Source organism: Plantactinospora solaniradicis (assembly GCF_042658085.1).
Classification (GTDB): domain Bacteria; phylum Actinomycetota; class Actinomycetes; order Mycobacteriales; family Micromonosporaceae; genus Plantactinospora; species Plantactinospora solaniradicis.
The window spans coordinates 309118-333443 of record NZ_JBHSPR010000010.1 but is presented as its reverse complement, the minus strand read 5'-3'; the positions used below and the strand labels follow the sequence as shown (position 1 = coordinate 333443).

General features: G+C 71.6%; 20 protein-coding genes and 1 pseudogene. 13 read left to right on the top strand and 8 right to left on the bottom strand.

Annotated features, from left to right (window positions below; translation table 11 throughout):
- Nucleotides 1-39 precede the first annotated feature (39 nt).
- The 4 genes from ACFP2T_RS14020 (at nt 40) to ACFP2T_RS14005 (ending at nt 4755) form a co-directional block, all read left to right on the top strand.
- Nucleotides 40-1170 carry a substrate-binding domain-containing protein gene (locus ACFP2T_RS14020; RefSeq protein ID WP_377421496.1) on the top strand — a complete coding sequence of 377 codons (1131 nt, stop codon included), beginning with the start codon at nt 40-42 and terminating at the stop codon, nt 1168-1170.
- A gap of 162 nt (nt 1171-1332) precedes the next feature.
- The gene (locus ACFP2T_RS14015; protein ID WP_377421494.1) at nt 1333-2580 is read left to right on the top strand and encodes a sugar ABC transporter substrate-binding protein; all 1248 of its coding nucleotides are present in this window, start codon (nt 1333-1335) and stop codon (nt 2578-2580) included.
- A 112-nt stretch (nt 2581-2692) separates the two neighbouring features.
- The gene (locus tag ACFP2T_RS14010; RefSeq protein WP_377421492.1) at nt 2693-3853 is read left to right on the top strand and encodes a carbohydrate ABC transporter permease; all 1161 of its coding nucleotides are present in this window, start codon (nt 2693-2695) and stop codon (nt 3851-3853) included.
- Nucleotides 3841-4755 carry a carbohydrate ABC transporter permease gene (locus ACFP2T_RS14005; RefSeq protein WP_377421490.1) on the top strand — a complete coding sequence of 305 codons (915 nt, stop codon included), beginning with the start codon at nt 3841-3843 and terminating at the stop codon, nt 4753-4755. The genes ACFP2T_RS14010 and ACFP2T_RS14005 overlap by 13 nt, the downstream gene beginning before the upstream one ends.
- 8 nt (nt 4756-4763) lie before the next feature.
- Here ACFP2T_RS14005 and ACFP2T_RS14000 read toward each other — a convergent pair whose 3' ends face one another.
- Nucleotides 4764-5390 carry a GNAT family N-acetyltransferase gene (locus ACFP2T_RS14000; protein WP_377421488.1) on the bottom strand — a complete coding sequence of 209 codons (627 nt, stop codon included), beginning with the start codon at nt 5388-5390 and terminating at the stop codon, nt 4764-4766.
- 35 nt (nt 5391-5425) lie between these two features.
- Here ACFP2T_RS14000 and ACFP2T_RS13995 point away from each other — a divergent pair, with 35 nt between their 5' ends.
- Nucleotides 5426-6730 carry a glycosyltransferase 87 family protein gene (locus ACFP2T_RS13995; protein WP_377421486.1) on the top strand — a complete coding sequence of 435 codons (1305 nt, stop codon included), beginning with the start codon at nt 5426-5428 and terminating at the stop codon, nt 6728-6730.
- A gap of 9 nt (nt 6731-6739) precedes the next feature.
- On the opposite strand, the pseudogene ACFP2T_RS13990 reads toward ACFP2T_RS13995, so the two are convergent.
- Nucleotides 6740-7141 (bottom strand): annotated as a pseudogene (locus ACFP2T_RS13990) (GNAT family N-acetyltransferase); the annotation flags it as partial.
- A 137-nt stretch (nt 7142-7278) separates the two neighbouring features.
- On the opposite strand from ACFP2T_RS13990, the gene ACFP2T_RS13985 reads away from it, so the two are divergent.
- Both ACFP2T_RS13985 and ACFP2T_RS13980 read left to right on the top strand, forming a co-directional pair.
- Nucleotides 7279-8508, top strand: coding sequence for a winged helix-turn-helix domain-containing protein (locus ACFP2T_RS13985; RefSeq protein WP_377421484.1), 1230 nt, complete (start codon nt 7279-7281; stop codon nt 8506-8508).
- 82 nt (nt 8509-8590) lie between these two features.
- Nucleotides 8591-9217 carry a DUF2752 domain-containing protein gene (locus ACFP2T_RS13980; protein ID WP_377421482.1) on the top strand — a complete coding sequence of 209 codons (627 nt, stop codon included), beginning with the start codon at nt 8591-8593 and terminating at the stop codon, nt 9215-9217.
- 18 nt (nt 9218-9235) lie between these two features.
- Here ACFP2T_RS13980 and ACFP2T_RS13975 read toward each other — a convergent pair whose 3' ends face one another.
- Together ACFP2T_RS13975 and ACFP2T_RS13970 are read right to left on the bottom strand one after the other, a co-directional pair.
- On the bottom strand, nt 9236-12577 hold the full coding sequence (locus ACFP2T_RS13975) for a S8 family serine peptidase (protein ID WP_377421480.1): 3342 nt from the start codon (nt 12575-12577) through the stop codon (nt 9236-9238).
- A 140-nt stretch (nt 12578-12717) separates the two neighbouring features.
- The gene (locus ACFP2T_RS13970) at nt 12718-13617 is read right to left on the bottom strand and encodes a LysR family transcriptional regulator (protein ID WP_377421478.1); all 900 of its coding nucleotides are present in this window, start codon (nt 13615-13617) and stop codon (nt 12718-12720) included.
- A gap of 70 nt (nt 13618-13687) precedes the next feature.
- On the opposite strand from ACFP2T_RS13970, the gene ACFP2T_RS13965 reads away from it, so the two are divergent.
- Complete coding sequence (locus tag ACFP2T_RS13965; protein WP_377421476.1) at nt 13688-14425, top strand: SDR family NAD(P)-dependent oxidoreductase; 738 nt, start codon at nt 13688-13690, stop codon at nt 14423-14425.
- 69 nt (nt 14426-14494) lie between these two features.
- Here ACFP2T_RS13965 and ACFP2T_RS13960 read toward each other — a convergent pair whose 3' ends face one another.
- Both ACFP2T_RS13960 and ACFP2T_RS13955 read right to left on the bottom strand, forming a co-directional pair.
- Entirely contained in the window at nt 14495-15295 is an 801-nt protein-coding gene (locus ACFP2T_RS13960) for a DUF4097 family beta strand repeat-containing protein (protein WP_377421474.1), read from the bottom strand.
- Between the two features lie 149 nt (nt 15296-15444).
- Complete coding sequence (locus ACFP2T_RS13955; protein ID WP_377421472.1) at nt 15445-15948, bottom strand: hypothetical protein; 504 nt, start codon at nt 15946-15948, stop codon at nt 15445-15447.
- 139 nt (nt 15949-16087) lie between these two features.
- On the opposite strand from ACFP2T_RS13955, the gene thyX reads away from it, so the two are divergent.
- From thyX to ACFP2T_RS13930, 5 genes are all read left to right on the top strand, one after another.
- Nucleotides 16088-16831, top strand: a complete 744-nt coding sequence (gene thyX, locus ACFP2T_RS13950) for an FAD-dependent thymidylate synthase (protein ID WP_377422806.1) — start codon at nt 16088-16090, stop codon at nt 16829-16831.
- 45 nt (nt 16832-16876) lie between these two features.
- Nucleotides 16877-17803, top strand: coding sequence for a 4-hydroxy-tetrahydrodipicolinate synthase (gene dapA / locus ACFP2T_RS13945; protein ID WP_377421470.1), 927 nt, complete (start codon nt 16877-16879; stop codon nt 17801-17803).
- Between the two features lie 126 nt (nt 17804-17929).
- Entirely contained in the window at nt 17930-19618 is a 1689-nt protein-coding gene (locus ACFP2T_RS13940) for a ribonuclease J (protein WP_377421469.1), read from the top strand.
- A gap of 368 nt (nt 19619-19986) precedes the next feature.
- The gene (locus tag ACFP2T_RS13935) at nt 19987-21591 is read left to right on the top strand and encodes a S1 family peptidase (protein WP_377421467.1); all 1605 of its coding nucleotides are present in this window, start codon (nt 19987-19989) and stop codon (nt 21589-21591) included.
- Nucleotides 21592-21739: 148 nt separating this feature from the next.
- On the top strand, nt 21740-22138 hold the full coding sequence (locus ACFP2T_RS13930; protein WP_377421465.1) for a DUF2784 domain-containing protein: 399 nt from the start codon (nt 21740-21742) through the stop codon (nt 22136-22138).
- On the opposite strand, the gene ACFP2T_RS13925 is transcribed toward ACFP2T_RS13930, so the two are convergent.
- Nucleotides 22080-23666 carry a type III secretion system chaperone family protein gene (locus ACFP2T_RS13925; RefSeq protein WP_377421463.1) on the bottom strand — a complete coding sequence of 529 codons (1587 nt, stop codon included), beginning with the start codon at nt 23664-23666 and terminating at the stop codon, nt 22080-22082. The two genes, ACFP2T_RS13930 and ACFP2T_RS13925, sit on opposite strands and share 59 nt — an antisense overlap.
- Nucleotides 23667-23772: 106 nt before the next feature.
- Nucleotides 23773-24240 (bottom strand): YbjN domain-containing protein, encoded by a 468-nt coding sequence (locus ACFP2T_RS13920; RefSeq protein ID WP_377421461.1) that lies wholly within the window; start codon nt 24238-24240, stop codon nt 23773-23775.
- Between the last annotated feature and the right edge of the window lie 86 nt (nt 24241-24326).

Sequence of the window (24326 nt, the reverse complement as noted above, 5' to 3'; positions counted from 1 at the left end):
TTTCGTTTGGATCGTTCAAGAGGGGTGATGAGGGAAGTTATGTCGGAAAAAGTGACGATCGCGACAGTGGCCCGCCGGGCGCGGGTCAGTCGGCAGACCGTCTCCAACGTGCTGAACGCCCCGCACATGGTCCGGGAGGAGACCCGGGAACGGGTGCGGGAGGCGATCGTCGCGCTCGGCTATCGGGCCAACCAGGCCGCCCGGCAGATGCGTACCGGACGGTCCCGGCTGATCGCGGTCCGGATCGAGCCGACCCGGGACGGGGTGAACGGCTCGGTCCTCGACCGGTTCCTGCACGGGCTGACCGAGGCCGCCGACAGTGCCGGCTACCGGGTGATGCTCTACACCGCCGCCGACGCCCGCGCCGAGATCGACGCGTACGACAGCCTGCTCGGCGCGTACGACCTGGATGCCTTCGTGCTCACCGGCACCGACCACGGCGACGCCCGGACCGCCTGGCTGGCCGAGCGGGACGTGCCGTTCGTGACCTTCGGACGTCCCTGGGACAACCCGGCGGACACCGCGTCGCGGCACCGGGCCGCCATCCCGGCCGCACACCCGTGGGTCGACGTCGACGGTGCCAGCGGAGTCGCCCAGGCCACCCAACGACTGCTCGACACCGGCCATCGGCGGATCGGCTTCCTCGGCTGGCCGGCCGGCTCCGGGGTGGGCGACGACCGCCGCTCCGGTTGGGTCACCGCACTACGGTCGGCCGGGCTCGACCCGACCGGCCTGGACCGGGCCGCCCCGGACGGGTTCGCCCAGGGCGAGGCCGCGGCCCGGGACCTGCTCGCCGCCGCCGAGCCACCGACCGCGATCGTCTGCGCCAGCGACTCGCTCGCGCTCGGCGCCCTCCAGGCGGTACGCGCACCCGGCGGGTGGCCGATCAGCACCGGCGGAGGGCCGGAGGTCGCCATCACCGGCTTCGACGACACACCGGTGGCCCAGGCCATCGGGTTGACCAGTGTCAGCCAGCCGCTGGCCCAGGCCGCGGCCTGCTGCATGGACCTGCTCGCCGACGTGCTGGACGGTGGCCGGCGAGGCACGGCCAACGGGCGGCACGGACCCGACCCGAACCCCGACGGCGGCGCGGCGCGGACCGGCGGAACGCCGGACGGGCCGGACCAGGTGCTGTTGCGGCCGTCGCTGGTGGTGCGGCAGAGCGGCTGACCGCCCGTCGGGAGCGGAGCGGCGCAGTGCCGTCGCCGGCAGAGCCGGGCCGGACGGAATCGGACCGGAATCCCGTAGACCACGGCCACCGTACGAGCCGGTGGCAGAAGGACCGACAGACGCATATCCCGGAAGATCCGCATCCCCCACCAGGAGAGTGAGATGGCAAGACGATTCATCCGCCGGGCAGCCGTGGCGGGCGTCGCCGCCGCGACGCTGTTGACCTCCGCCGCCTGCGGTAGCGGCTTCGACGACGACAGCGCCGGGGACACCCAGAGCAGTGGACCGGCCGCGTTGCAGATCATGATCGGCTCCTCGGGCGACGCCGAGACGAAGGCGGTGCAGGAGGCCGCCGCCGGCTGGGCAAGCTCGTCCGGCAACACCGCGACGGTCACCCCGGCCCAGGACCTCGTCCAGCAGCTCGGCCAGGCGCTGGCCGGGGACGCCCCGCCGGACGTCTTCTACGTCGACGCCGGCCGGTTCGCCGACTACGCCAACGTGGGCGCGCTGGAGCCGTACGGGGACCGGCTCGCCGACGCCGACGACTTCTACCCGAGCCTGCGTACCGCCTTCACCCACGACGGCAAGCTCTACTGCGCCCCCAAGGACTTCTCCACGCTCGCCCTCCAGGTCAACACCGACCTCTGGGCCAAGGGCGGCCTGACCGACGCGGACATCCCGACCACCTGGGACCAGTTCACCGCGACGGCCCGCAAGCTCAAGGCGAAGGGCATCACCCCACTCACGATCGGCGACACCCGGGACCGGATCGGCGCGTTCCTCAAGCAGTCCGGTGGCTGGATCACCAGCCCGGACGGCAAGCAGGCCACCGCGGACAGCCCGGAGAACCTCCAGGCCCTCCAGTACGTCAAGAGCCTGCTCACCGAGGGCCTCGTCCGGTACCCGAAGCAGCTGGACGCGGGCTGGTCCGGCGAGGCGTTCGGCAAGGGTCAGGCGGCGATGACGATCGAGGGCAACTGGATCAAGGGTGCTCTGCAGAACGACTTCCCGAACATCAAGTACACGGTGCATCCGCTGCCGGCCGGGCCGAAGGCCAAGGCAACGCTCTCCTTCACCAACTGTTGGGGCATCGCCGCGAAGAGCAAATACAAGGAGCAGGCGATCAAGTTCGTCGAGGCGATGACCTCGGTGGACCAGCAGATGACCTTCGCCAAGACGTTCGGGGTGATGCCGTCCCGGCAGGCCGCCCGGGAGCAGTACACCCAGGCGTACCCGGCGGACCGGGCCTACATCGACGGCGCCGAGTACGCCCAGGGGCCGGTGAACGCCCCGAAGATGGACAGCGTGCTGGCCGACTTCGACACCGGCCTGCAGGGGCTGGACCGGGGTGACCCGAAGGCGCTCCTGGAGCGCGTACAGAAGAACACCCAGGCCGCGCTCGGCGGCTGACCATGCCGGCTGGCCCCGGCTGCGGCCCGCCCCCGTGTCGTGGCCGGGGCCAGTCCCATCGATCTCCGATCCCCGCCTCCGACGGGATCCCCCAGCTGGTGAAGGAAGGAACATGGCGACCGACGTACTGACCGGATCGGGTGACGCGGGCCGGACCGCGTCCACCCCGACACCCCGGCGTACCCGACGGCCGGGTGGGATCCGCAGCGCGGAGGCAACCGCCGGCTGGATCTTCGTCGTACCCGTGGTGGTGATCCTCGGGTTGTTCATGCTGGTGCCGATCCTGATGGCGCTCTGGGTGAGCCTCACCGACTGGAACGGCCAGGGCAGCCCGTTCACCGGCAAGGTGCCGCTGGTCGGCCTGGACAACTACACCGACCTGTTCACCCGGGAGGGGCTGGCCCGGCAGAACTTCATGACCTCGATCCGGAACAACCTCTACTACGTCGGGATCGTGGTGCCGGCACAGACCGTGCTCGCACTCTTCCTCGCGTTGGTGGTGAACAACCGGATGCTGCGCGGGCGGTCGTTCTTCCGGACCGCGTTCTACTTCCCGTCGGTCACCAGCTCGGTGGCGATCAGCGTGGTGTTCCTCTTCATCTTCGCCAACTCGGGGGCGGTGAACCGGCTGCTGGGACTCTTCGGTATCGACGGTCCGGCGTGGTTCGCCGACTCGCGGGGCGTACTGCACCTCCTGCTCGGTGCGGTCGGCGTGGACACCCCACCGGAGTCGCTCACCGGAGGCGGGCCCTTCGGGCTGCCCTGGTGGGACTGGCTCTCCGGGCCCAGCGTGGCGATGTGCTCGATCATCATCCTGGTCGTCTGGACCACCTCCGGCACCTTCATGCTGATGTTCCTGGCGGCGTTGCAGAACGTGCCGGAGTCGCTGGAGGAGGCGGGCCGGCTGGACGGGGCGACCCGCTGGCAGCGCCTGCGGTACATCACCCTGCCGTCCATCCGGCCGACCCTGTTCACGGTGCTGGCCCTGGGCATGATCGGGAGCTGGCAGGTCTTCGACCAGATCTACGTGATGAGCCAGGGTGACCCGGCCAAGACCACGCTGACCCCGGCCTACCTCTCCTACCGGACCGCGTTCCGGGACTTCGAGTACGGCTCGGGCGCCGCCATCACGTTCGTACTGTTCCTGATCATCATCGTGCTGACCGTCGGGCAGAGGTGGCTGCTGCGCGAGCGCGATTCCGGGCGCGGGATCCGCTGGCCCGGGCGGCGGGGCCGCGAGACCGGACGGAGGTCCTCCAGATGGCCGTACTGACCGAACCGGGGCCGGGCGCGGTGGGCCGGGCACCGGACCGGGAGGGCCGCCGGCCGCGCCGGGACCGTGGGCCGGGCGCCCTGGCGACCAGCTTCGCCGGGTACGCCGTACTGGTCTTCTTCGCGCTGGTGTTCCTCTATCCGTTCGTCATCCAACTCGGCAACGCCTTCAAGACCGAGCCGGACGCGGCGGCGAACCCCCTCTCCCCGGTGCCTTCCGTGCTGGACCTCAGCAGCGTGCAGCGGATCTTCGAGGGCACCGACTTCCCGCTCTGGCTGGGCAACTCGACCCTGGTCACCGTCGTCGTCACCATCGGCCGGGTGTTCTTCGCCTCGTTGGCCGGCTACGCCCTGGCCCGGCTGCGGTTCAGCGGCCGGCGTCCGGTCTTCGCGGTGGTGGTCGTGATGATGGCGGTGCCGCCCGTGGTGCTGCTGATCCCGAAGTTCCTGGTACTCAACCAACTCGGCCTCTACAACAGCTACGCCGCGCTGATCGTGCCGCTGCTGGTCGACGCGACCGGGGTGTTCGTGATGAAGCAGTTCTTCGAGTCGATTCCGGTCAGCGTCGAGGAGTCGGCCCGGATCGACGGCGCCGGCACGTTCCGGACCTTCTGGTCGGTGGTGCTGCCGATGGCCAGGCCGGCGCTGATCACCGTCACCATCATGTCGTTCCAGGGCTCGTGGAACGAACTTCCACACAGCCTGGTCGCGGTCCAGGATCCGGGCCTGTTCACCCTGCCACGCGGGCTGGCCGACCTGGTCAGTGGCTCGCTCGGCAAGGGCAACCAGTATCCGCTGAAGCTCGGCGCCGCGCTGCTGGCCACCATCCCGGTGGCGATCATCTTCGTGGTCTTCCAGCGGTACTTCGTCCGGGGCGCGAACGAGGGCGCCGAGAAGGGCTGACGCCCGGGTCAGCGGCCGGCGGGGTCCGTGTCCGGCTGCGCCGGGAGGTCCGTGGCCGGGTCGGCCGCCGGGTCGGCCACGATCGAGACGTGCAGCCGGAGCTGGGGTACCAGCAGGTCGTCGACGTCCAGCGCCCGCGCGGCGCCGTCCGGCTCCCAGCCGGCGCCGCCGAGGAACTTCCGGGTCGCCTGGTCACCGTCGAAGGCCCAGGCGACTGCCGTGTCGAAACCGTCGGAGCGCCACAGGTCGACGCTGGCGGCGAGCAGCCGGCTGCCGTGTCCGCGTCGACCCCATCGTGGCTCGACCAGCAGGTCGGTCACCGCGACCACGGTCGGGCCGAGCGAGCTGGCCGGCTCGTCCGGGGCCAGCGCCTGTTCGTCGGGCGGTCCGGATGCGGCAAATCCCACCAGATACGATTGTTCGGCCTGCTCGACGGCGACCAGGACCCGGTGCCGTTCGGAGGGTGGCGTCTCGACCGCCGCACTCCACCGGCGACCGAGCCAGTCCTCGTCCAGGTTGTCGAGCACATGCTTGGGTAGCATCCGTCGGTACGCGACCCGCCAGGTCGCGAGTTGGATGCGCGCGATCTCGCCGGCGTCCTCGGGACGCGCCGGGCGGACGTACCCGAGACTCATGGGTGGTGAGCCTACGCAACGCGAGGAGGGCGGCAATGGCGCAGGGTGCCGTCTGGCGTACGCGGTACCAGGTGCTATTCGTGATCGCGCTCGCCGTGTTGGTGACCGGCTTCCTCTCCGTGGCGGCCGTCCGGCACGGCTTCTTCGACCTGCGGGTCTACTACGGCGCCCTGCACCACTGGGTACGCGCCGACGGTGAGATCTACGACTGGCTGAAGCCGGACAGCAAGTACGGCTTCACCTATCCGCCGTTCGCGGCGCTGGTGATGGTGCCGATGGCGTACCTCTCCTGGCCGGCCGCGATGGTGATCAGCGTGACCCTCACGGTCCTGGCCAGCGCGCTGGTGATCTGGTGGCTGGTCGATCCGGTCGCCCGCCGGGCGGGTTGGACCCGGTGGTTCGCCCTGGCCGTGGCGTTCTGCCTGGCGGCGGCGTTCGAGCCGATGCGCGAGACGGTCAACTTCGGCCAGGTGAACATGCTGATGCTTTTCCTGGTCGCGGCCGATCTGCTCTGGCTGGCCGCGCCGGTGACCCCGTGGGGGCGGCGGCTGCCGCAGCGTTACCGCCGCTTCGCGGGGGTGGGGATCGGGCTGGCCACCGCGATCAAGCTGACCCCGGGGATCTTCATCGTCTACCTGCTGGTCACCCGGCGCTGGTTGGCGGCGGTGGTGGCCAGCGGCACCGCGGCGGCGGCGACCCTGCTCGCGGCGGCGGTGGCCCCGGACGCGTCCCGGGAGTTCTGGACCACCGCACTCTGGGACACCGACCGGGTCGGATCGCTGTCGTTCATCTCGAACCAGTCCTGGCAGGGCGTGGTTGCCCGGCTCGACCCCGAGCATCCGAGCCGGCTGCTCTGGCTGGTGCTGGTGGCGGCGACGGTGGCGGTCTGGGTCTGGCGGGTCCGGTCCACGGTGGCGGTCGGGGACGAGGCGACCGGGTTCGCGCTGACCGCCGTGGTGCAGGGTCTGGTCAGCCCGGTGACCTGGGTGCACCACCTGGTCTGGCTGATCCCGGCACTCATCCTGTTGGTCGACAACGCGTACGCCGCCCCGGCCGGAAGCCGGCGCCGGCGTGGCCTGCTCGGCTTCGCGATCTTCGCCTACCTGATCCTGATCAGCCGGCTGGTCTGGATCTGGCAGAGCCGGTTCGACGGGCTCCTCGGCTTCGTCGGCAGCAACTTCTACGTCTGGATCAGCCTGGCGCTGCTACTGCTGCTGCCGGTCCGGGGCCCCAGCCAGTTGGCCGAGGCGGGCGGCGTAGCGGAGTTCGGTCAGCCCAAGCGGCGGCCGTCCCCCCGGCCGTTGCAGTTCGTAGGTCGACCGCTCACCATCGGGGACTAGTCCGGCCCGCTCGTAGAACCGGCGGGCCCGCTCGTTGTCCTCGAGTACCCAGAGCCGCAACTCGGTCCGGCCCTGCCCGCACAGTTCGGCGACGGCGGCGGCCAGCAGTCCCCGGCCGACCCCGGTGCCCCAGCGCGCCGGCTCGACGTAGAGGCCGAGGATCTCGCCGTACCGGTGGTCGAGCTGGTCGGGGTCCTGGTCCAGCCGGTACGGCCCGACGGTGGCGAAGCCGATCACCGTGGCGTCGTCCGTGCCGCCGTCCGACTCGGCGACGAGGGTCCGGAACGGGTGGTCGGGTTCGGCGGTGCCGACCTCGCGGCGGCGCTGCGCCCATGCCGTGACGTTCAACCGGGACAGCACCTCGTCCGGCATGATCCCGGCGTAGCCCGCCTGCCAGGTCCGTACGTGCACCCCGGCGACCGCCAGCGCGTCGTCGGGATCTTCCGACCGGATGCTTACCACCCAGTCGTTTTATCCGGGTTCACCCGGCAGGTCCAGTACCGCCGCCGTCGAATTGCTGTCGTAGCCGTGGGTTAGGGTCGGCGTTGATGGCCGTACTTGAATCGTTGTCCCTGGCCCAGGCCCGGCGGATCGCGCTCGCCGCCCAGGGGTTCGCCGACCCGTTGCCGGCCGGGGTGCCGACCCGTCGCCATCTCCGTCGGGTGCTCGACCGGGTCGGCCTGCTCCAGATGGACTCGGTCAACGTGCTCCAGCGGGCGCACTACCTGCCGCTCTACAGCCGGCTCGGGCCGTATCCGACCGACCTGCTCGACCGGGCGGCCTACCGGCGCCCCCGGGACCTGTTCGAATACTGGGGGCACGAGGCGTCGCTGCTCCCGGTCGACCTCCACCCGGCGCTGCGCTGGCGGATGGCGGGCGCGCACAACGACGCCTGGGGCGGGATGCGTCGGATCGCCGTCGAACAGCCCGAACTGGTCGCCCGGGTGCTCGACGAGGTACGCACGAACGGCCCGCTGACCGCCGCCGAGATCGAGCACGACGCCCCGCGCGAGAAGAACAACTGGGGCTGGAACTGGTCGGTGGTCAAGCAGGCCTGCGAGTTCCTGTTCTGGGCCGGTGAGCTGATGGCGGCCTCCCGGAACACCTCCTTCGCCCGGGTCTACGACGTACCGGAACGGGTGCTGCCGCCGGCCGTGCTCGCCACCCCGACCCCGGCCGAGCCGGACGCGTACCGCCGGCTGGTCGGGATCGCGGCCAGGGCGCTGGGGGTGGCGGCCGAGCCGGAACTGCGGGACTACTTCCGGCTGCCGGTCGCCGCGGCCCGGGTCGCGATCGCCGAACTGGTGGAGGCGGGTGAGCTGGTGCCGGTCGAGGTGCGGGGCTGGCGCCTGCCGGCATACCTGCACGCGCAGGCCCGGCTGCCCCGGTGGATCCGGGCCAGCACCCTGGTCAGCCCCTTCGATCCGCTGATCTGGGAACGGGCCCGCACGGAACGGCTCTTCGGGTTCACCTATCGGATCGAGATCTACGTGCCGGCGCCGCAGCGCCTCTACGGCTACTACGTGCTGCCGTTCCTGCTGGGGGACCGGTTCGTGGCCCGGGTCGACCTGAAGGCCGACCGCAAGGCCGGCGTACTGCTGATTCCGGCCGCCTGGTCCGAGCCCGGCAACGACCCGGTCGAGACCGCGCGGGCGCTCGCCGCCGAGCTCTACCGGCTCGCGGGCTGGCTCGGGCTGGACGCGGTGGCGGCACCCGAGGGCGGCGACCTCGCCGGACCGCTCACCGCCGCACTCGCCAGCGTGCTCGCGGTACGGTGAGACGAGCCGGCCGGCGACGCCGTGGACCGGCGGACGATGCGTGGCGGAAGACGGCGACGCTGCGGCGGACGGGTGGGGCGCGATGACGAGCGTTGGCGAGAGCCGGTCGGACGAGGTCGGCGCGGTGGCGGCCGGACCGCAGATGCCGCCGGCGGGCGAGCCGGGAAGTGCCTGGCCGGCGGGTGGATATCCCGGGCCCTGGCCGCCCGCGGACGGATCGGCGCAGGGCACCTATCTGGTGCCTCCCTACCAGTTGCCCGAGCCCGACCGGCTCACCCGGTTGGTCAACCGGATCCAGGCCCGGTCACCGCGCTGGGCAGCGCCGGTGGCGGCGCTCGCCTGCATGGCCGGCGCGGTGGGCTACACCCTCTTCACCGACCCGGCCCACAGCGCCCCCGACGCGGCACCCTCGTGCATCCTCAAGCTCACCACCGGGCTGGACTGTCCGGGCTGCGGCGGCACCCGGGCCTTCTGGTACCTGCTGCACGGCGACCTGCCGGCGGCCGCCCGGCACCATCTGATGTTCGTCTTCGCGGTCCCGTTCCTCCTCTACATCTACCTCGCCTGGACCGGCCGGCAGGTGTTCGGCTGGCGGCTGCCGCAGTTGGAGATCACCCCCAAGATGATCGGCATCTTCCTCGCCGCCTGGGCGGTCTTCACGGTGCTGCGCAACCTCCCCTGGGCACCCTTCGACTACCTGTACGTCTGATCCGCCGCACCCGCCCCGTCAGCCGATCTTGTACGCCCGGATCACCGTCTGGGTGACCGTGTTGCCGGCGGTGTCGGTGGCGCTGGCCCGCAGCGAGACGTACCCGGGCGCGGCCGGATGACGCAGCACGGCCTGGCCGGCAGTCACCTCCGCCGGTGCCCAGGTGACCCCGTCGTCGTACGACACCTCGACGCTCAGGCTCTCGTTGGCGCCGGCCCCCGACTCGGGTTGGGCGGTGACGCTGACCGGGATGGTGCCGGTCTGACCGGCCGGGGTGCTGTTGTCGCTGTCCACCCGGGGCGAGAAACGCACCGTGGAGACGGGCAGCCGGATCGGCGTTTCCCCGTCGACGTGTCCGGAACGGAAGGTCCAGGTCACGCTGACCCGGGTGGACAGGGTCGCGGGTCCACCGCGTTCCGCGTTCATCGTCAGCCGGTAGGCCCCGGCCTCCGCGGGTACCGCCAGTTCGCCGTACAGACCGTCGAGTTCGGCCACCGGGGCGCCGTCGCGCTCCAGCGTTATCCGGCCGGTGGCGATGGACGAGAAGCCGGCCCGTCCGACGCCGTCGCCGTACAGCGGCGCCTGGACGTACAGGGTGTCGTCGAGTCGGGTCACCCACTGGTGCTCGTACGGCGGGGCGGCCACCGTCGGCCCGAACACCCCGCGACTCCACTGCTCCTGGTACGACTGCCCGGCCCGGTACGTGATCGGCGGCGCCACCAGGCTGGTCAGGTACGCCTGCTCGGCGCCGGAGCCGGTCATCTCGTCCACCGCGCGGAACCACTGGGCCCGACCGTCGGAGTTGTAGTACTCGGTGCGGGTCGAGGGGAGTGCGAAGGTCATCGCGTGGGCGAACCCGCCCATCACCGACTCCGGCAACACCGCCCAGGCGAGTTTGCGACCGGTGCTGCCGGAGGACTCGTGACCGTGGTCGGCCCGCACGGTGGCGAGGTCGGCGGCGCTGACCGCTCGGGTGAACCCGTTGGGCATCCGCTGCTCGGTCATCCAGCACAGCAGGTACGCGTACGACTGGTCCGCCGGGTCGGTCGGGGCGAAGGTGGCGGTGATCCGGGAGACGAAGCCGGCGGCCGGCTGGTCCGGGCCGACCCGCCCGGTGCGCATCCGATCGAAGGTGGTGCCGAGGGTGCCGACCTCGACGGTCCGCCCGGCGGCCAGCACGCTCGTGGCCAGTTCGGAGAAGACCTGCCGGGCGCCGCTGTTCGGCACGGTGACCGAGAGCGGCTTGCCGAGCCGGGCGTCGAGGACGACGCTGCGGTCGCCGCTGACGTCCAGTTCCGGCTGGGCCAGCATGCTGGTCAGGTAGGTGGTTCCGGACGGGCTGGTGATCGCGCTCAGGGCCGAGTACCGCCCCTTCGGCACCCGGACGGTGACCGTGCCGCTGGCGTCGGCGGGTACGGAGATGGCGTTGGCGTTGTCCAGCCCGGCCAGCATGGTCAGGTAGCCGGCGGTCGGTTCGCCGCCCTGGCCGAGGTGGGACAGCTCGACGTCGTAGCTCTCCACCTCGCGGTCGACCGCCAGCGGGGTCGGTACGCCGGTACCGCTGGCGGCGGTCGCCGTGAGCTGGCCGGTGAGTTGGCCGAGCGGCCCCCCGCTGCCGGCCGTGTCGGCGGTGACGGTCACGTCGGCGGTGCCGCCGGCCGGCACGGTGACGGTGGCCGGTGTCACCTCGAACATCCCGGCGGGCACCGCGCTGCCGTCCGGCCCGGCCGCCTGTACGCCGAGCCGGAGCGTCACCGCGGCGGTCCCGTCGTTGCGGTAGCTGACGGTGCGGCTGACCGGTGTGTCGTCGTCGTGTGGCCACGCCTGCCGGCCGAAGCTGAGGCTCGGCGGGTCGGCGGTGACCCGCTGGTCGAGCGCCCGGGCGACGTCGAGCCGGCCGGCGCCCTGGGCGAAGACGCTGAGTTCGGGGTTGGGACGTGCGGCGGCCATCAGCGCGGCCTTGAGGCTGGCGGCCGGCAGGTCCGGTTGGCGTTGGGCGATGATCGCGGCGGCGCCGGCGACGTGTGGGGTGGCCATCGAGGTGCCGGACATGCTGATGCCGCTGCCGTTCGGTACCTCCGGTCCGGAGTCGACGCTGCGGGCGGCGACGATGTCGAGTCCGGGCGCGGTCAGGTCGGGCTTGATGGCGCCGTCACCGACCCGGGGACCCTGGCTGGAGAAGCCGGCGAGCTGGTCGGTCTTGCTGACCGCGCCGACCGACAGCGCGGCGTCGGCGGTGGACGGCGAGCCGACCGTCCCGACGCCGGGTACGTTGCCGGCGGCGACCACGAAGAGCGTGTCGTGTGCGTCGGTCAGCTGCCCGACGGCCTGTTCGATCGGGTCCACCACCGGGCTGTCCGGCCCGGTGAGGCTCATGTTGACCACCCGGGCACCCGATTCGGCCGCCCACTGCATGCCCGCGATGATCCACGACTCGGCGCAGCCGCCGGCCGAGCAGACCTTGCCGTCCAGCAGCCGGGCACCGGGGGCCACTCCGGTGAACCGTGCGGCGCCGGAGCCGGCCACTGTGGACGCCACATGGGTACCGTGCCCGACGATGTCCCGGTCGTCCTCGGTGCCGTCGGTGAAGTTCCGGGCCCCGGTCACCTGGCCGGCGAGGTCGGCATGGGTCTCGTCGATGCCGGTGTCGAGCACCGCGACGGTCACTCCGGTGCCGTCGAATCCGGCGGCCCAGGCGGCCGGCGCGCCCACCTGCGGGACGCTCTCGGCGAGCGTGGGCTGGCGCAGGCCGTCGAGCCAGACCGTCCGGATGCCCGCGTCCAGGGTCCGGGCCGTCGGTCGTGGTCCGGTCAGGTCGGTCCAGAATCCGGGCAGCCCGGACCGGTCCACCGTGACCGCCAGGCCGTGCACCGGAGGCAGTTCGCGGACCACCCGGGCGCCGGTCCGGGCGGCCTGTCGCTGCCCCTGGGCCCGGGCGTCGGAGCCGGCGTACGTCACCAGTAGCGGAAGGTCCGCCCGTCCGTCGTAGCCGAACTCCAGCAGTGCGGTGACGTCGAAGAGCCGTTCGTCGAGCCGCCCACTGCGCAGCAGGGTCAGGGCGTCGGTCGGGATCACGTGCAGCCGGTCGGCGATCCGTCGGGTGAGGAACTGGATCTCGGCCCGGCCGGGGCCCGGCTCGACGCTGGTCTTCTGGTCGGCGGTGACGGTGACCCGGTCGCCGGTGATCAGGGTGACGGTGCGGGCGCCGGTGGCGGCCGACGTGTTTTCCCCGGAGAAGGCGGCCGGGGCCGACCGGTCGACCGGCGCGGCGGAGGCACGTCCCGGTGGCCCCGGTACGGCGATCGCGAACAGCAGGGCGAAACTCGTTACTCCCCGCGTAAGCCTTCTAAGCGGATTCATGGTGTGCCTCCCCTTGATCCCGGTCATACCGGCATCTCTACCGTCGACCGAAACACATCAGCGGGAAGGCGGCAACATAGACGTCCATAGATTGAGATGATCCCCGGGACGCGGAACCGCCGGGCCCGGACCGCGGATGGTCAGCAGGTCGGCAGCGCCGCGCGAAAACGCTCCAGCACCGGCGACGGGTCACCGGCCCGCCACGCGACACCGGAGCTGACCCGAGGCACCGAGTGGCGGATCGGCAGGTACGCGATTCCGTCGCCGCGCAGCATCCGGGCGGACTCCTGCACCAGGGCGATGCCCAGGCCGGCGGCGACCAGGGTCAACTGGGTGCCGACCTCGCCGGCCTGGTGGACCAGCCTCGGGGTGAACCCGGCCGTCTGGCAGACCCCCATCACCATCTCGAACCAGTGCGGGCAGAGGTCGCGGGCCAGGAACGCGAAGGTCTCGTCGGCCAGGTCGGCGACGTCGATCTCGGAGCGGTCGGCCAGTCGGTGCCCGGCGGGGACCGCCGCCACGAACGCCTCGCAGGACAGCTGACGCAGTTCGATGTCGTCGCCGAGCCAGGCGCAGTCGAACTGTCCGAGGGTGACCACGAAGGCGACGTCGACGAGGTCGTCGCGCAGCGGCGTGGCGATGGAACCGATCGGCAGCTCCGACAGGCTCAGGTCGACCTCGGGTACGGCGCGCTGGAACTCGCCGAGCACGGTCAGGAACTGCTGCGACGAGGCGGTGGGCGTGTAGCCGATCCGCAGCCGGCCCAACTCGCCGCGCTGGGCGCGCTGGGCAACCGTCTGGGCCACCCGCGCCTGGCGTAGCGTCCGCCGGGCCTCGATCAGGAAGAGCCGCCCGGCCTCGCTCAGCGCGGTCCGGCGACGCTGCCGGACCAGCAGGTCGGCGCCGAGCGTCGCCTCCAGCCGCAGGATCTGCTGGGACAGCGCCGGCTGGGCGATGTGCAGCCGGCTGGCCGCCCGGCCGAAGTGCAGCTCCTCGGCGACCGCGACGAACGCCTCCAACTGGCGGAGCTCGAAGTTCATGCACCGACGTTATCAACTCATGCGAACTCAGTCTTTGACCGGCATGAAGTCCCGCTTCTAGCGTCGAGGCATGAGTGATCGGGAGTTGAGCGGCAAGGTGGCGTTGGTGACCGGTGCGACCGGCGGGATCGGGGCGGCGATCGCCCGTACGCTCGGCGCGGCCGGTGCCGCGGTGGCCGTGGTCGGCCGGCGTGCCGACCTCGGTACGGCGGTGGCGGACGAGCTCGACAACGGGCTGTTCGTGCCGGCCGACCTGACCCGGCGGGAGAGCCACGACGAGGTGCTCGGGGCCGTCCTCGACCGGTTCGGCGGGCTGGACATCCTGGTCAACAACGCCGCCGCGTACACCAGCGGGCTGACCCACGAGAGCAGCGAAGAAGAGTTCGACCGGGTCGTCGGGCTCAACTACAAGGCGACGTACTTCCTGACCCAGGCCATGCTGCCGCACCTGTTGCGCGGTGCCGGCGGCCGGATCGTCAACATCAGTTCCATCGGTACGACCCGGAGCTGGGCCGGTTCCTCGATCTACAACTCCTCGAAGGCGGCCCTGGACAACCTGACCAGAACCTGGGCGATCGAGTACGGCCCCGAGGGCCTGCGGGTCAACGGGGTCAACCCGGGAATCGTGCAGGACGGCCCGATGTCGTTCCCGGTGCAGGCTGCCGTGGACATCGACGCCCACATCCTGCCGACGATCCCGGCCCGCCGCCTGGCCACCGCCGCCGACGTCGCCGCGGCCACCCTGTTCCTCGCCGGCCCCGCCGCCGACTACCTAACGGAGTCACCATCCCCCTGGACGGCGGCCTGACCGCCTGAGGGTGTAAGGAAGGGCCCCTTCTTATCGTTTTCTGTATAAGAAGGGCCCCCTCCTAACAGGTCAGGCCGCCCGGTGTACGTCGATGTCGCCGCTCACCGTCCGGACCTCGAGGTTGAGCTGGTGGCCGTTGGCGGCGGCGCCCCCGCCGGCCATGTCCAGCCCGTTCCGGGTGCTGCCGGAGACCGTGTTCAGGTCCAGCCACACGCCGGTGCCGGGCCGTACGCCGATGCCGACGTCGCCGGAGGCCGTACCGATCCGGACCCGGCCCTGCCGGGTGACCCCGAGCAGTACGTCGCCGGAGGCGGTCTTGACCTCCACGCCGTCACCGGCGTCGGCGATCTCGACGTCTCCGGAGGCGAACCGCGCCTTGACCGGGCCACCGACCTGTCGCGCGGTGAGCCCGCCGGAGGCACCCTTGACCTCCAGTCGGCCGTCGACGCGGGTCACCCGTACGTCACCACTGGTGGTCTGCACGGTGGCGTTCCCGGTGACGTGGTCGACCTCGACATCGCCCGACGCGCTCTCGATCGCCAGGCCGGCGTGGCGACCCCGGCAACGGATGTCGGCCGAGGCCGTCCTGATCCGGGCGGTGCTGTCGAGTGGCACGCGGACGCGGACCCGTACCCCACCGGAGCGGAACCGGAACATCCCGCCGAGGGACTGGTTGGGCGTGATCACGGAGAGGGTGTCCCCGGTGAACTCGACCCGGGTCTGTGCGGCCTGTTCCCGGGACGGGCCACTGGCGTCGTACGGCTGCACGTCGACGACGGCCGAGGCGCGTTCCTCGGCGAGGATCTCCAGGTCGCCGGCGTGCAGTTCGGCGACCACGGTGACCGGTGCGGTGCAGGGGAACTCGGGCATGACTCCTCCAGTTGGGGTCTGGTTACGGGTGCGGTCGGGGTGGCCGCCCGGGTGCGGTCGGGGCGGCCAGGGGGCGGTCGGGGCGGAACCGGGTGCGGTGGGGGCGGAACCGGGTGCGGTCGGGGCGGTCGGGGCGGAACCGGGTGCGGTCAGGCCTGGGCGAAGCCGGTGATCCGGCGGGACGAGCCCCGGCCCGGTCGGGCCGGTGCGGAGGGTGCGGCGCCGGGCACGGCGGCGGCGACGGCCCGCACCAACCAGGCGTTCACCGAGATGCCCTCGGTGGCGGCGGCCTGCTCGACGGTGTCCTTCAGGGTGTCCGGCAGGCGCAGCGTGATCCGCGCGACGTCGCCGGACGGCTCGGTGGTCGCCGCCCCCGGGGCGGGCGGCACCGGTGCGGCGGGCGGCTCCGGTGGAACCTGGTGCACCACCAGGTCGGCCTCGCGGGAGCGCAGCCGCACCTCGACCGTCGCCCCGTCGAGCTTCGCGGTGATCTCGGCGGTGGCGTCGGCGAGCACTTCCAGCAGGCAGAGCCGGGCCGAGACGTCGAGCGAACCGGCGAGCAGGTCCGCCGCGCGGGCGATCTCGGGCCCACCGGGTGCGGCGGCGGCGCTGAGGTCGCGGCGTAGTGCCGCCAGATAGGGAGCCAGATCCATGACGTCATGGTGACATCACCATGACGTCATTGGCAAGTCAAAGTGACGTCAACGTTCGCGACGAGCGGGGGCACATCGACGCCGGCAGGGGGTCGTCGTTCCGCCAACCGGGGCGACTAGAGTCCGAGGAATGTCGGAGATGGTGGGCCCCCAGGTCAAGGTCATCGCTTGGACGCAGTTCGAGGCGCCGGAGGACGTACCGTGGTCGACCGACGCGGACGGCGGGCAGGCCCTGGCCGAGTTCGCCGGGCGGGCCTGTTACCAGTCGTGGCGTAAGCCCAACCCGGCAACCGCGACCAATGCCGGTTACCTCGCGCACATCCTGGAGGTCCAGCACCTGTCGGTGCTGGAGCACGGGACCGTGACCTTCTACTTCACCGGGGTGTCCCGCTCGTTCACCCACGAGCTGGTCCGACACCGGCACTTCTCCTACTCCCAGCTCTCCCAGCGGTACGTGCCGGAGCGCGACGCCGCGATGGTCGAGCCCTCGGTGATCGCCGAGGACGCCGAGCTGCACAAGCGGTTCGTCGAGGCGACCGAGGCGAGCCTGCGGGCGTACAACGACCTGCTGGAGGGGCTTGAGCGTCGGTTCGCCGACGTGGAGAACCCGACGCTGCGCCGCAAGCAGGCCCGGCAGGCCGCCCGCGCGGTGCTGCCGAACGCCACCGAGACCCGGATCGTGGTCACCGGTAACTACCGCGCCTGGCGGCACTTCGTGACGATGCGGGCCTCCGAGGGCGCCGACGTGGAGATCCGTGAGCTGGCCGTGGAATGCCTGCGTCAGCTCCAGCGCGTCGCCCCGAACGTCTTCGCTGACTTCACCATCAGCAAGCTGCCCGACGGCACCGAGATCGCCACCAGCCCGTACGCCCAGCAGTCCTGACCCTTCCCCGCGGGCCGGGCGGCGCGAGTCCGATAGGTTGTTCGCATGACCCACGACCACCCTGCCGCCACCGATCGGGCGGCACCCCGCCCGTTCGGGCGACTGCTCACCGCCATGGTGACCCCGTTCACCGCGGACGGCTCGCTCGATCTTGACGGCGCGGCCCGACTCGCGGCATACCTGGTGGACGAGCAGGGCAACGACGCACTGGTAGTGAACGGAACCACCGGCGAATCACCGACCACCAGCGACGCGGAGAAGGAGCGGCTGGTCCGCGCGGTGGTCGAGGCGGTCGGAGGCCGGGCCCAGGTGGTCGCGGGCGTCGGCACCAACGACACCCGGCACACCATCGAGCTGGCCGGCGCGGCCGAGAAGGCCGGCGCCCACGGGCTGCTGGTCGTCACCCCTTACTACAGCAAGCCGCCCCAGGCCGGCCTGTTCGGGCACTTCACCGCCGTCGCGGACGCCACCGGCCTGCCGGTGATGCTCTACGACATTCCGCACCGCAGCGGGGTGCCGATCGCCACCGAGACGCTGTGCCGGCTCGCCGAGCACGAGCGGATCGTCGCGGCCAAGGACGCCAAGGGCGACCTGGTGGCCACCTCCTGGGTGACCAGCCGTACCGACCTGGCCTTCTACTCCGGCGAGGACGCGTTGACCCTGCCCGCCCTCGCGATCGGCGGCGTCGGCCTGGTCGGCACCTCCACACACCTGACCGGGGCACTGACCAAGCAGATGATCGAGGCGTACGACCGGGGGGACCAGGCCTCGGCGCTGGCCCTGCACCGCCGGCTGCTGCCGCTGTTCACCGGGATCTTCCGTACCCAGGGCACCATCCTGGTCAAGGCGGCGCTGGCCGCACACGGTCTGCCGGCCGGTCCGGTACGCCCGCCGCTGGTGGACGCCGTCGAAGCCGAGATCGCCCAGTTGCGGGCGGACTGTGCCGAGGCCGGACTGGAGCTGTCGTCGTGACCGAGAGCAGCCTCTCGGCCAGGCCCAGCGAGCGAAGCGAGGCGGTGGCATGAGCGAGCGCAGCGAGCGAATCGGCTGGTTCAGGTGGGAAGCTCATGACGCCGTCGAGCGAAGCGAGGCGGTGGCATGAGCCAGCCGGGCGTGGACCTCGAACCGCCGCCGGAACTGCCCGAGGGCGGGCTCCGGATCATTCCGCTGGGCGGGCTGGGCGCCATCGGGCGCAACATGACCGTCTTCGAGTACGACGGCAAGCTGCTGGTGGTCGACTGCGGGGTGCTCTTCCCCGACGTCGAGCAGCCCGGCGTCGACCTGATCCTGCCGGACTTCGCACCGATCCTCGACCGGCTCGCCGACGTACAGGCGATCGTGCTCACCCACGGGCACGAGGACCACATCGGCGCGGTGCCGTACCTGCTCGCCCACAAGCCGGACATTCCGCTGGTCGGCTCGGAGTTCACCCTCGCCCTGGTCGAGGCGAAGCTGGCCGAACGGCGGATCGAGCCGTACACCCTCACCGTGCGGGAGGGCGGTCGCGAGCGGCTGGGCCCGTTCGAGTGCGAGTTCTTCGCGGTCAACCACTCGATCCCGGACGCGCTCGCGGTGGCCATCCGGACCCCGGCCGGGCTGGTGCTGCACACCGGCGACTTCAAGATGGACCAGCTTCCGCTGGACGGCCGGATCACCGACCTGGCGGGGTTCGCCCGGCTCGGGGCGGAAGGCGTCGACCTGCTGCTCTCCGACTCGACCAACGCGGAGATTCCCGGTTACGTCACCCCGGAGCGGGAGATCGGGCCGGTGCTCGACTCGATCTTCGTGAAGGCGCGCGGGCGGATCATCGTCGCCTCGTTCGCCTCGCACGTGCACCGCGTACAGCAGGTGCTGGACTCGGCGTCCGAGCACGGCCGGAAGGTGACCTTCATCGGCCGGTCGATGGTCCGGAACATGGGCATCGCCCGGGACCTCGGCCTGCTCCGGATCCAGCCGGGCCTGGTCGTCGGGCTGGACGAGGCGACCGCGCTGCCGCCGGACCAGATCGTGCTGATGTCGACCGGGTCGCAGGGCGAGCCGATGAGCGCGCTGGGCCGGATGGCGACCGGCGACCACCGGCACATCACGGTGGCTCCGGGCGACACGGTGGTGCTGGCGAGTTCGTTGGTACCCGGCAACGAGACCTCGGTCTACCGGGTGATCAACCAGCTCTCCCGGGCCGGTGCGCTCGTGATCCACAAGGACGTGGCCAAGGTGCACGTCTCCGGGCACGCCCCGGCCGGCGAACTGCTCTACCTGCTCAACGTGGTCCGGCCGAGCAACCTCCTTCCGGTGCACGGCGAGTGGCGGCACCTGCGGGCGCACGCCCGGCTGGGCATCGAGTCCGGGGTTCCCGCCGACGGGGTGGTGCTCTGCGAGGACGGCGACGTCGTCGACCTGGTCGCGGGCCGGGCCAAGGTGGTCGGGCACGTCAAGAGCCGGTACGTCTACGTCGACGGGCTGGCCGTCGGTGACGTCGGCGAATCACTGCTCACCGAACGCCGGATCCTCGGCGACGGCGGGTTCATCTCGGCGACCGTGGTGGTCGACTCGGTCACCGGCAAGGTGGTCGGCGGTCCCACCATCTCCGCCAAGGGCTTCTCCGACGACCCGGACGCGTTCAACCCGGTGATTCCGTTGATCACCGAGGCGCTCAGCCGGGCCGCCACCGAGGGCATCACCGATCCGCACCAGTTGCAGCAGATCGTCCGCCGTACGGTCGGTCGCTGGGTGAACGACGCGTACCGGCGACGCCCGATGATCGTCCCGACGGTGGTCGAGGTCTGATCGTCCATCATCCCTGGCCGGCCGAGCACTCCTCGCGGCCAGGGGTGATGCTGTCCTCCGCCTTGCCCACCGGCCTTTCGGGCTGCCCACCGGTCTTTCGCGCTGCCCAGCGGCGGCCGGCAACGGATCTTCCGGCCCGATGCGCCACAGATGGTACGTATTCGGGCCCTCCTCGGTTCAGCCGTACGGTGTGAGATTGTCCACCCCGATCGATTCATCGGTATTCGGCTATCGCCCGTACCTCACCTCGGGCTGCCGATGGTGAAGGAGTCGATCGAATGGATCGCAGTCGCGCGACGCGAAGCCGGCGTGGCACGGTAAGTCGACTAGGCACGACGAGTCGGCGGGGGATAGCGATCGGTGTGGGGGTGGCGACGGTCGCCGGCCTCGCCGTGGTCACCCTGCCGGCGCTCGCCGGAGACGATCCGCCGCGCCCGAAGGCGACCGCGCCGGCCGGTCCAGCCCGGGAACTCCTCGAGGCGTTGCAGCGGGACCTCTCGTTGACCGAGGCGCAGGCACGGGCCCGGCTGACCAAGGAGCAGTGGGCGAGCCGGACCGCGCAGCGACTGCGTACCGAACTCGGTGCGGGCTTCGGCGGCACCTGGCTCGCCGCCGACGCCAGCCAGTTGATGGTGGCGGTGACCGACTCGGCCGGTGCCGAGCGGGTCCGGGCCGCCGGTGCCGAGCCGAAGATGGTGACCCGCAGCGCCCGGCAGCTCGACGCGATCAAGGCGAACCTCGACCGTCGTGCCGCCGACGCCACCCCGGACCTCGCCGGCTGGTACGTCGACGTGGCGAACAACCGGATCGTGGTACGCGCCCAGCCCGGTGCCGAGAGCGCGGTGCGGGAGTTCGTCCGGGCCAGCGGCGCGCAGGAGAGCGCGGTCAAGGTGGTCGCCTCGGAGGAGGCTCCGGTGCCGCTGATCGACGTCCGGGGCGGCGACGCGTACCTGATCGACAACGCCGCCCGGTGCTCGATCGGCTTCTCGGTCGTCGGCGGGTTCGTCACCGCCGGCCATTGCGGACGGCCCGGCAGCACCACCGCCAGCCCGGACGGGGTCGCCCAGGGCGTCTTCCGTGCCTCGTCCTTCCCCGGCGACGACTGGGGAGTGGTGGAGACGAACGACGACTGGGTCCCGCAGCCCGTGGTCAACGACTTCGGCGGCGGCACGTTGGCCGTCGCGGGCGCGCAGGGGGCGCCGGTCGGCACCTCGGTCTGCCGGTTCGGTTCCACCACCGGCGCCCGGTGCGGCGTCGTCGAGGCCCTCAACGCCACGGTGAACTACCCCGAAGGTACGGTCACCGGCCTGACCAGGACGAACGCCTGCGCCGAGCCGGGTGACTCCGGCGGGTCCTGGATGTCCGGCGACCAGGCTCAGGGTGTCACCTCGGGCGGCTCCGGCGACTGCACCGTGGGCGGTACGACGTTCTTCCAGCCGTTGACCGAGATCCTCGAGGTCAACGAGCTCACCCTGGTCACCACCGCGACCGGTCCGGCCGAACCGGCCGATCCACCGGCGGCGACCGAGCCTCCCGCGCCGACCGAGCCGCCCGCCACGACCGAGCCTCCCGCGCCGACCGAGCCGCCCGCCGCGACCGAGCCGCCCGCCGCGACCGAGCCGCCGGCGGCCACTCCGCCGCCCACGGCGGCGCCGCCCGGCTCCGAGTGTGCCGACCACAAGGTGACCAAGGCCGCCACCCTCGGCAACGGCCGCCGGCAGGTGCAGCCCGCCGGTCGCTACTTCCGGTCCGGTAAGGGCCGCCACACCGGCTGTCTGGACGGACCCGCCGGGGCCAACTTCGACCTGGTTCTGCAGAAGTGGAGCCGGGGCGGCTGGCGGACCGTCGCGGTGGCCGACGGGCCGGGCGCCGACGAGCGGCTCTCCTACAACGGCACCGCCGGCTTCTACCGCTACCGGGTCGAGTCCCGGCGCGGCTCCGGCAGCTACGCCCTGGGCTTCTCGCTGAGCTGAGCTTGAGTCGAACCTGAGCCGAGCTTGAGTCGAACCTGAGCCGAGTTTGAGTTGAGCCTGAGCTGGGTCGGGCGGTCGGTGGACTAGGTATCCGTACCCGGTCCGCCGGCCGTCCGCCTCGGTAGCCTTGCCGGCGGGAGGGCAGGCGATGGGCTACCGGATGTTGGTCACGTTGGTCCTCACGCTGCACTTCGGTTTCCTGGCCTACCTGGTGGTCGGCGGCTTCCTGGCCTGGCGCTGGCCGCGTACCGTCTGGCTGCACCTGGCGGCGGCGGCCTGGGGCGTGACGGTGGTCGCGGCCCGGCTGGTCTGCCCGCTCACCTACGCCGAGCACTGGGCCCGGCGGCAGGCCGGGGAGACCGGCGTCCGGCAGGGCTTCATCGACCGCTACATCGAGGGCGTGGTCTATCCCGAGCGGTACGCGGTGCTGGCCCAGGCCCTCGTCGCGGTGCTGGTGCTGGTCTCCTGGGTCGGCCTGTTCCCCCGGCTCAGGGCAGCGCGGCCACCGCAGCGGCGAAGGCGGCTCCGGTGGCGAGGGTCGCGTTGATCAGAATGCGGAGCTGACCAGCGGCGACGCCGTGCTCCAGGTCGGTGGTGACGTCACCGGCGAGGACCAGCTCACCGTCCCCGAGGTCCTGCACGTAGGCCTTGGGCAACAGCCGGTCGTGGTTCCAGGCGTTGCAGAACTCGTACGCCTCGGCGAGCCGGTCCGCCGACAGCCGGCGCTCGGCGATCACCCGGGCGTGCAGGATCTCCCGCCGTTCACCGAACCGGTGGAACTGGATCAGCGCATCGCCCCACCGGCCGTTGACCGTACCGTCCGGTTCGACCACGTAGTGGTCCGCGCGCTCCCGCAGGACCTCGACGATCGCCGCCACGGTGAGCGGGCCGACCAGTTCGTGGCGGCCGGCCGGTGGAATCGGTTCCGTCGCCGGCTCCTCGTCGGCCGGTCCGTCCGGCGGCAGCGCCACCACGCCCGGAACCGGCCGCTCGGCGAGCCAGCCCGCCATCCGGCCGGACTGGTGGCTGGTGCCGTTCCGGGCGTCGAACCGGCCGGCGAAGTCCTGTGCGGCGGCCAGCAGTTCGGCACCGAGCGCGGCGACGGTCAACTCCGCGGCGAGCCGGTCGGCGTACGCCGGGCGGGGTATCGAGTGACGCTCGAAGCCGGCCGTGGCGGCCAGCCGGCAGAGCAGGGCACCGGCGGCGGCGAACTCCATCGCCGAGCACTCGTCGTACGGGCGGTCCAACCACTCCAGATGCCGGCCGAGGATGTCCAGGCCGCGTTCGTAGTGCCCGGTCAGCGCACAGAACCGAAGGTGGTCGGCGAGGAACGGGAACGCGTCACGTTCGTGGCGGTGCCGTCGGTAGGCCCGGACGTGGGCCTGGGCGGCGTCGTCGTACCGGCCCAGCCGCAGGTACGCCAACTGCACCGAGGCGAGCGTCCGTTCCGGCTGTTCGGGGCAGCCCAGCACGCCGGTCAGCACCGGCTGGGCGACCTCGATCGCCTCGGTCCACCGCCCCCACGCGGTCAGCAGTTTCGCCTGGTTGGCCGGATCGCAGCCGACGCAGTCGCTGTTCTCGTCGCGGGGCGCGGCCCGCCACCGGGTGAACCAGTCCAGAGCCGCCGACTCGTCGCCGACGTGGTCCGCGATCCGGCACCGCAGGCTGTACGCCGCGTGCGGGCTGTGCCCGCCGGACCGGAGCCGCCGTTCCAGATCCGCGAGGGTCTCCTCGGTGCGGGCCAGGCCCACCCGCGAGGTGTCGCGGAGGGTGGCCACCGCCCACTTGTGGTACCAGCGCAGCAGTTCCGTCTCGGTCGGATCGAACAGCGCCGGGTCCCGGTCGAAGGCGGCGAGACACCACTCGAACGGCGCGAGCATCCGCCACCGTTCGGTGTGGTAGGTGTGCGCCTGGATCAGCGTGAGCCGGGCCGTGATGCCGAGCCGTACGTCCTCGGCCGCGTCCGCGTGGGCGACGATCCGATCCAGCTCTGCGATCTTGGGGTCGCCGTCCGGCATGTCCCGGGCGTCCTCCAGCGCGGAGAGCAGTTCGTCCGGGGTCACGCGGCTTCCCACCTGCGCTGGATCATGGACGTGGTCTCCTCGGGGCGGGCCGAACTGACGGGCGGTCGAGATGGCGGGCGGCCGGTCCGGTGAGTTTACTCAGGGTCGGTGAGTTTACTCAGGGTCGTAGCTCCGCCACGGCTTCCGACATCTGACAGCCGGTCGAGATGCCGCAGCCGACCAACTGGTCGAGCTGGGCGACGGTGACGCCACGTTCGAGATCGGTGACGACCTCGCCACACACCCGGGCGCTTCCATCGTCGTTGACGTGCACGAACGCCTTCGGCCAGAACCGCTCCAGGTTCCAGGAGTTGCAGAACGCGTAGAGGCTGGGCACGTCGTCGATCGAGAACCGGCTGGCCGCGATCGTCCGGATCTGCAACAACTCGCCGGCCGTACCGAGCCGGAAGAAGTAGATGACGTTGTCGTCCCACCGGCCGACCAGGTCACCGTCCGAATCGGTGTAGTAGGTGTAGCCCCGGCCGTCCAGCACGGTGGCGAGAAGCTCGTTGGTCAGCGGCTGTAGGTGTTGCGGCCGGCCACCACCGGGCAGCTCCGACGCGTCCTGAAAGTCCGGCGCGGGCATGCGGGTCCTCCCTGGACGGCTTCGGCTTCGTCCGTGATCGTATGCGGCACGGTTTGGCCCCGGTAGTCCGGTTGTCCGAGGTGGTG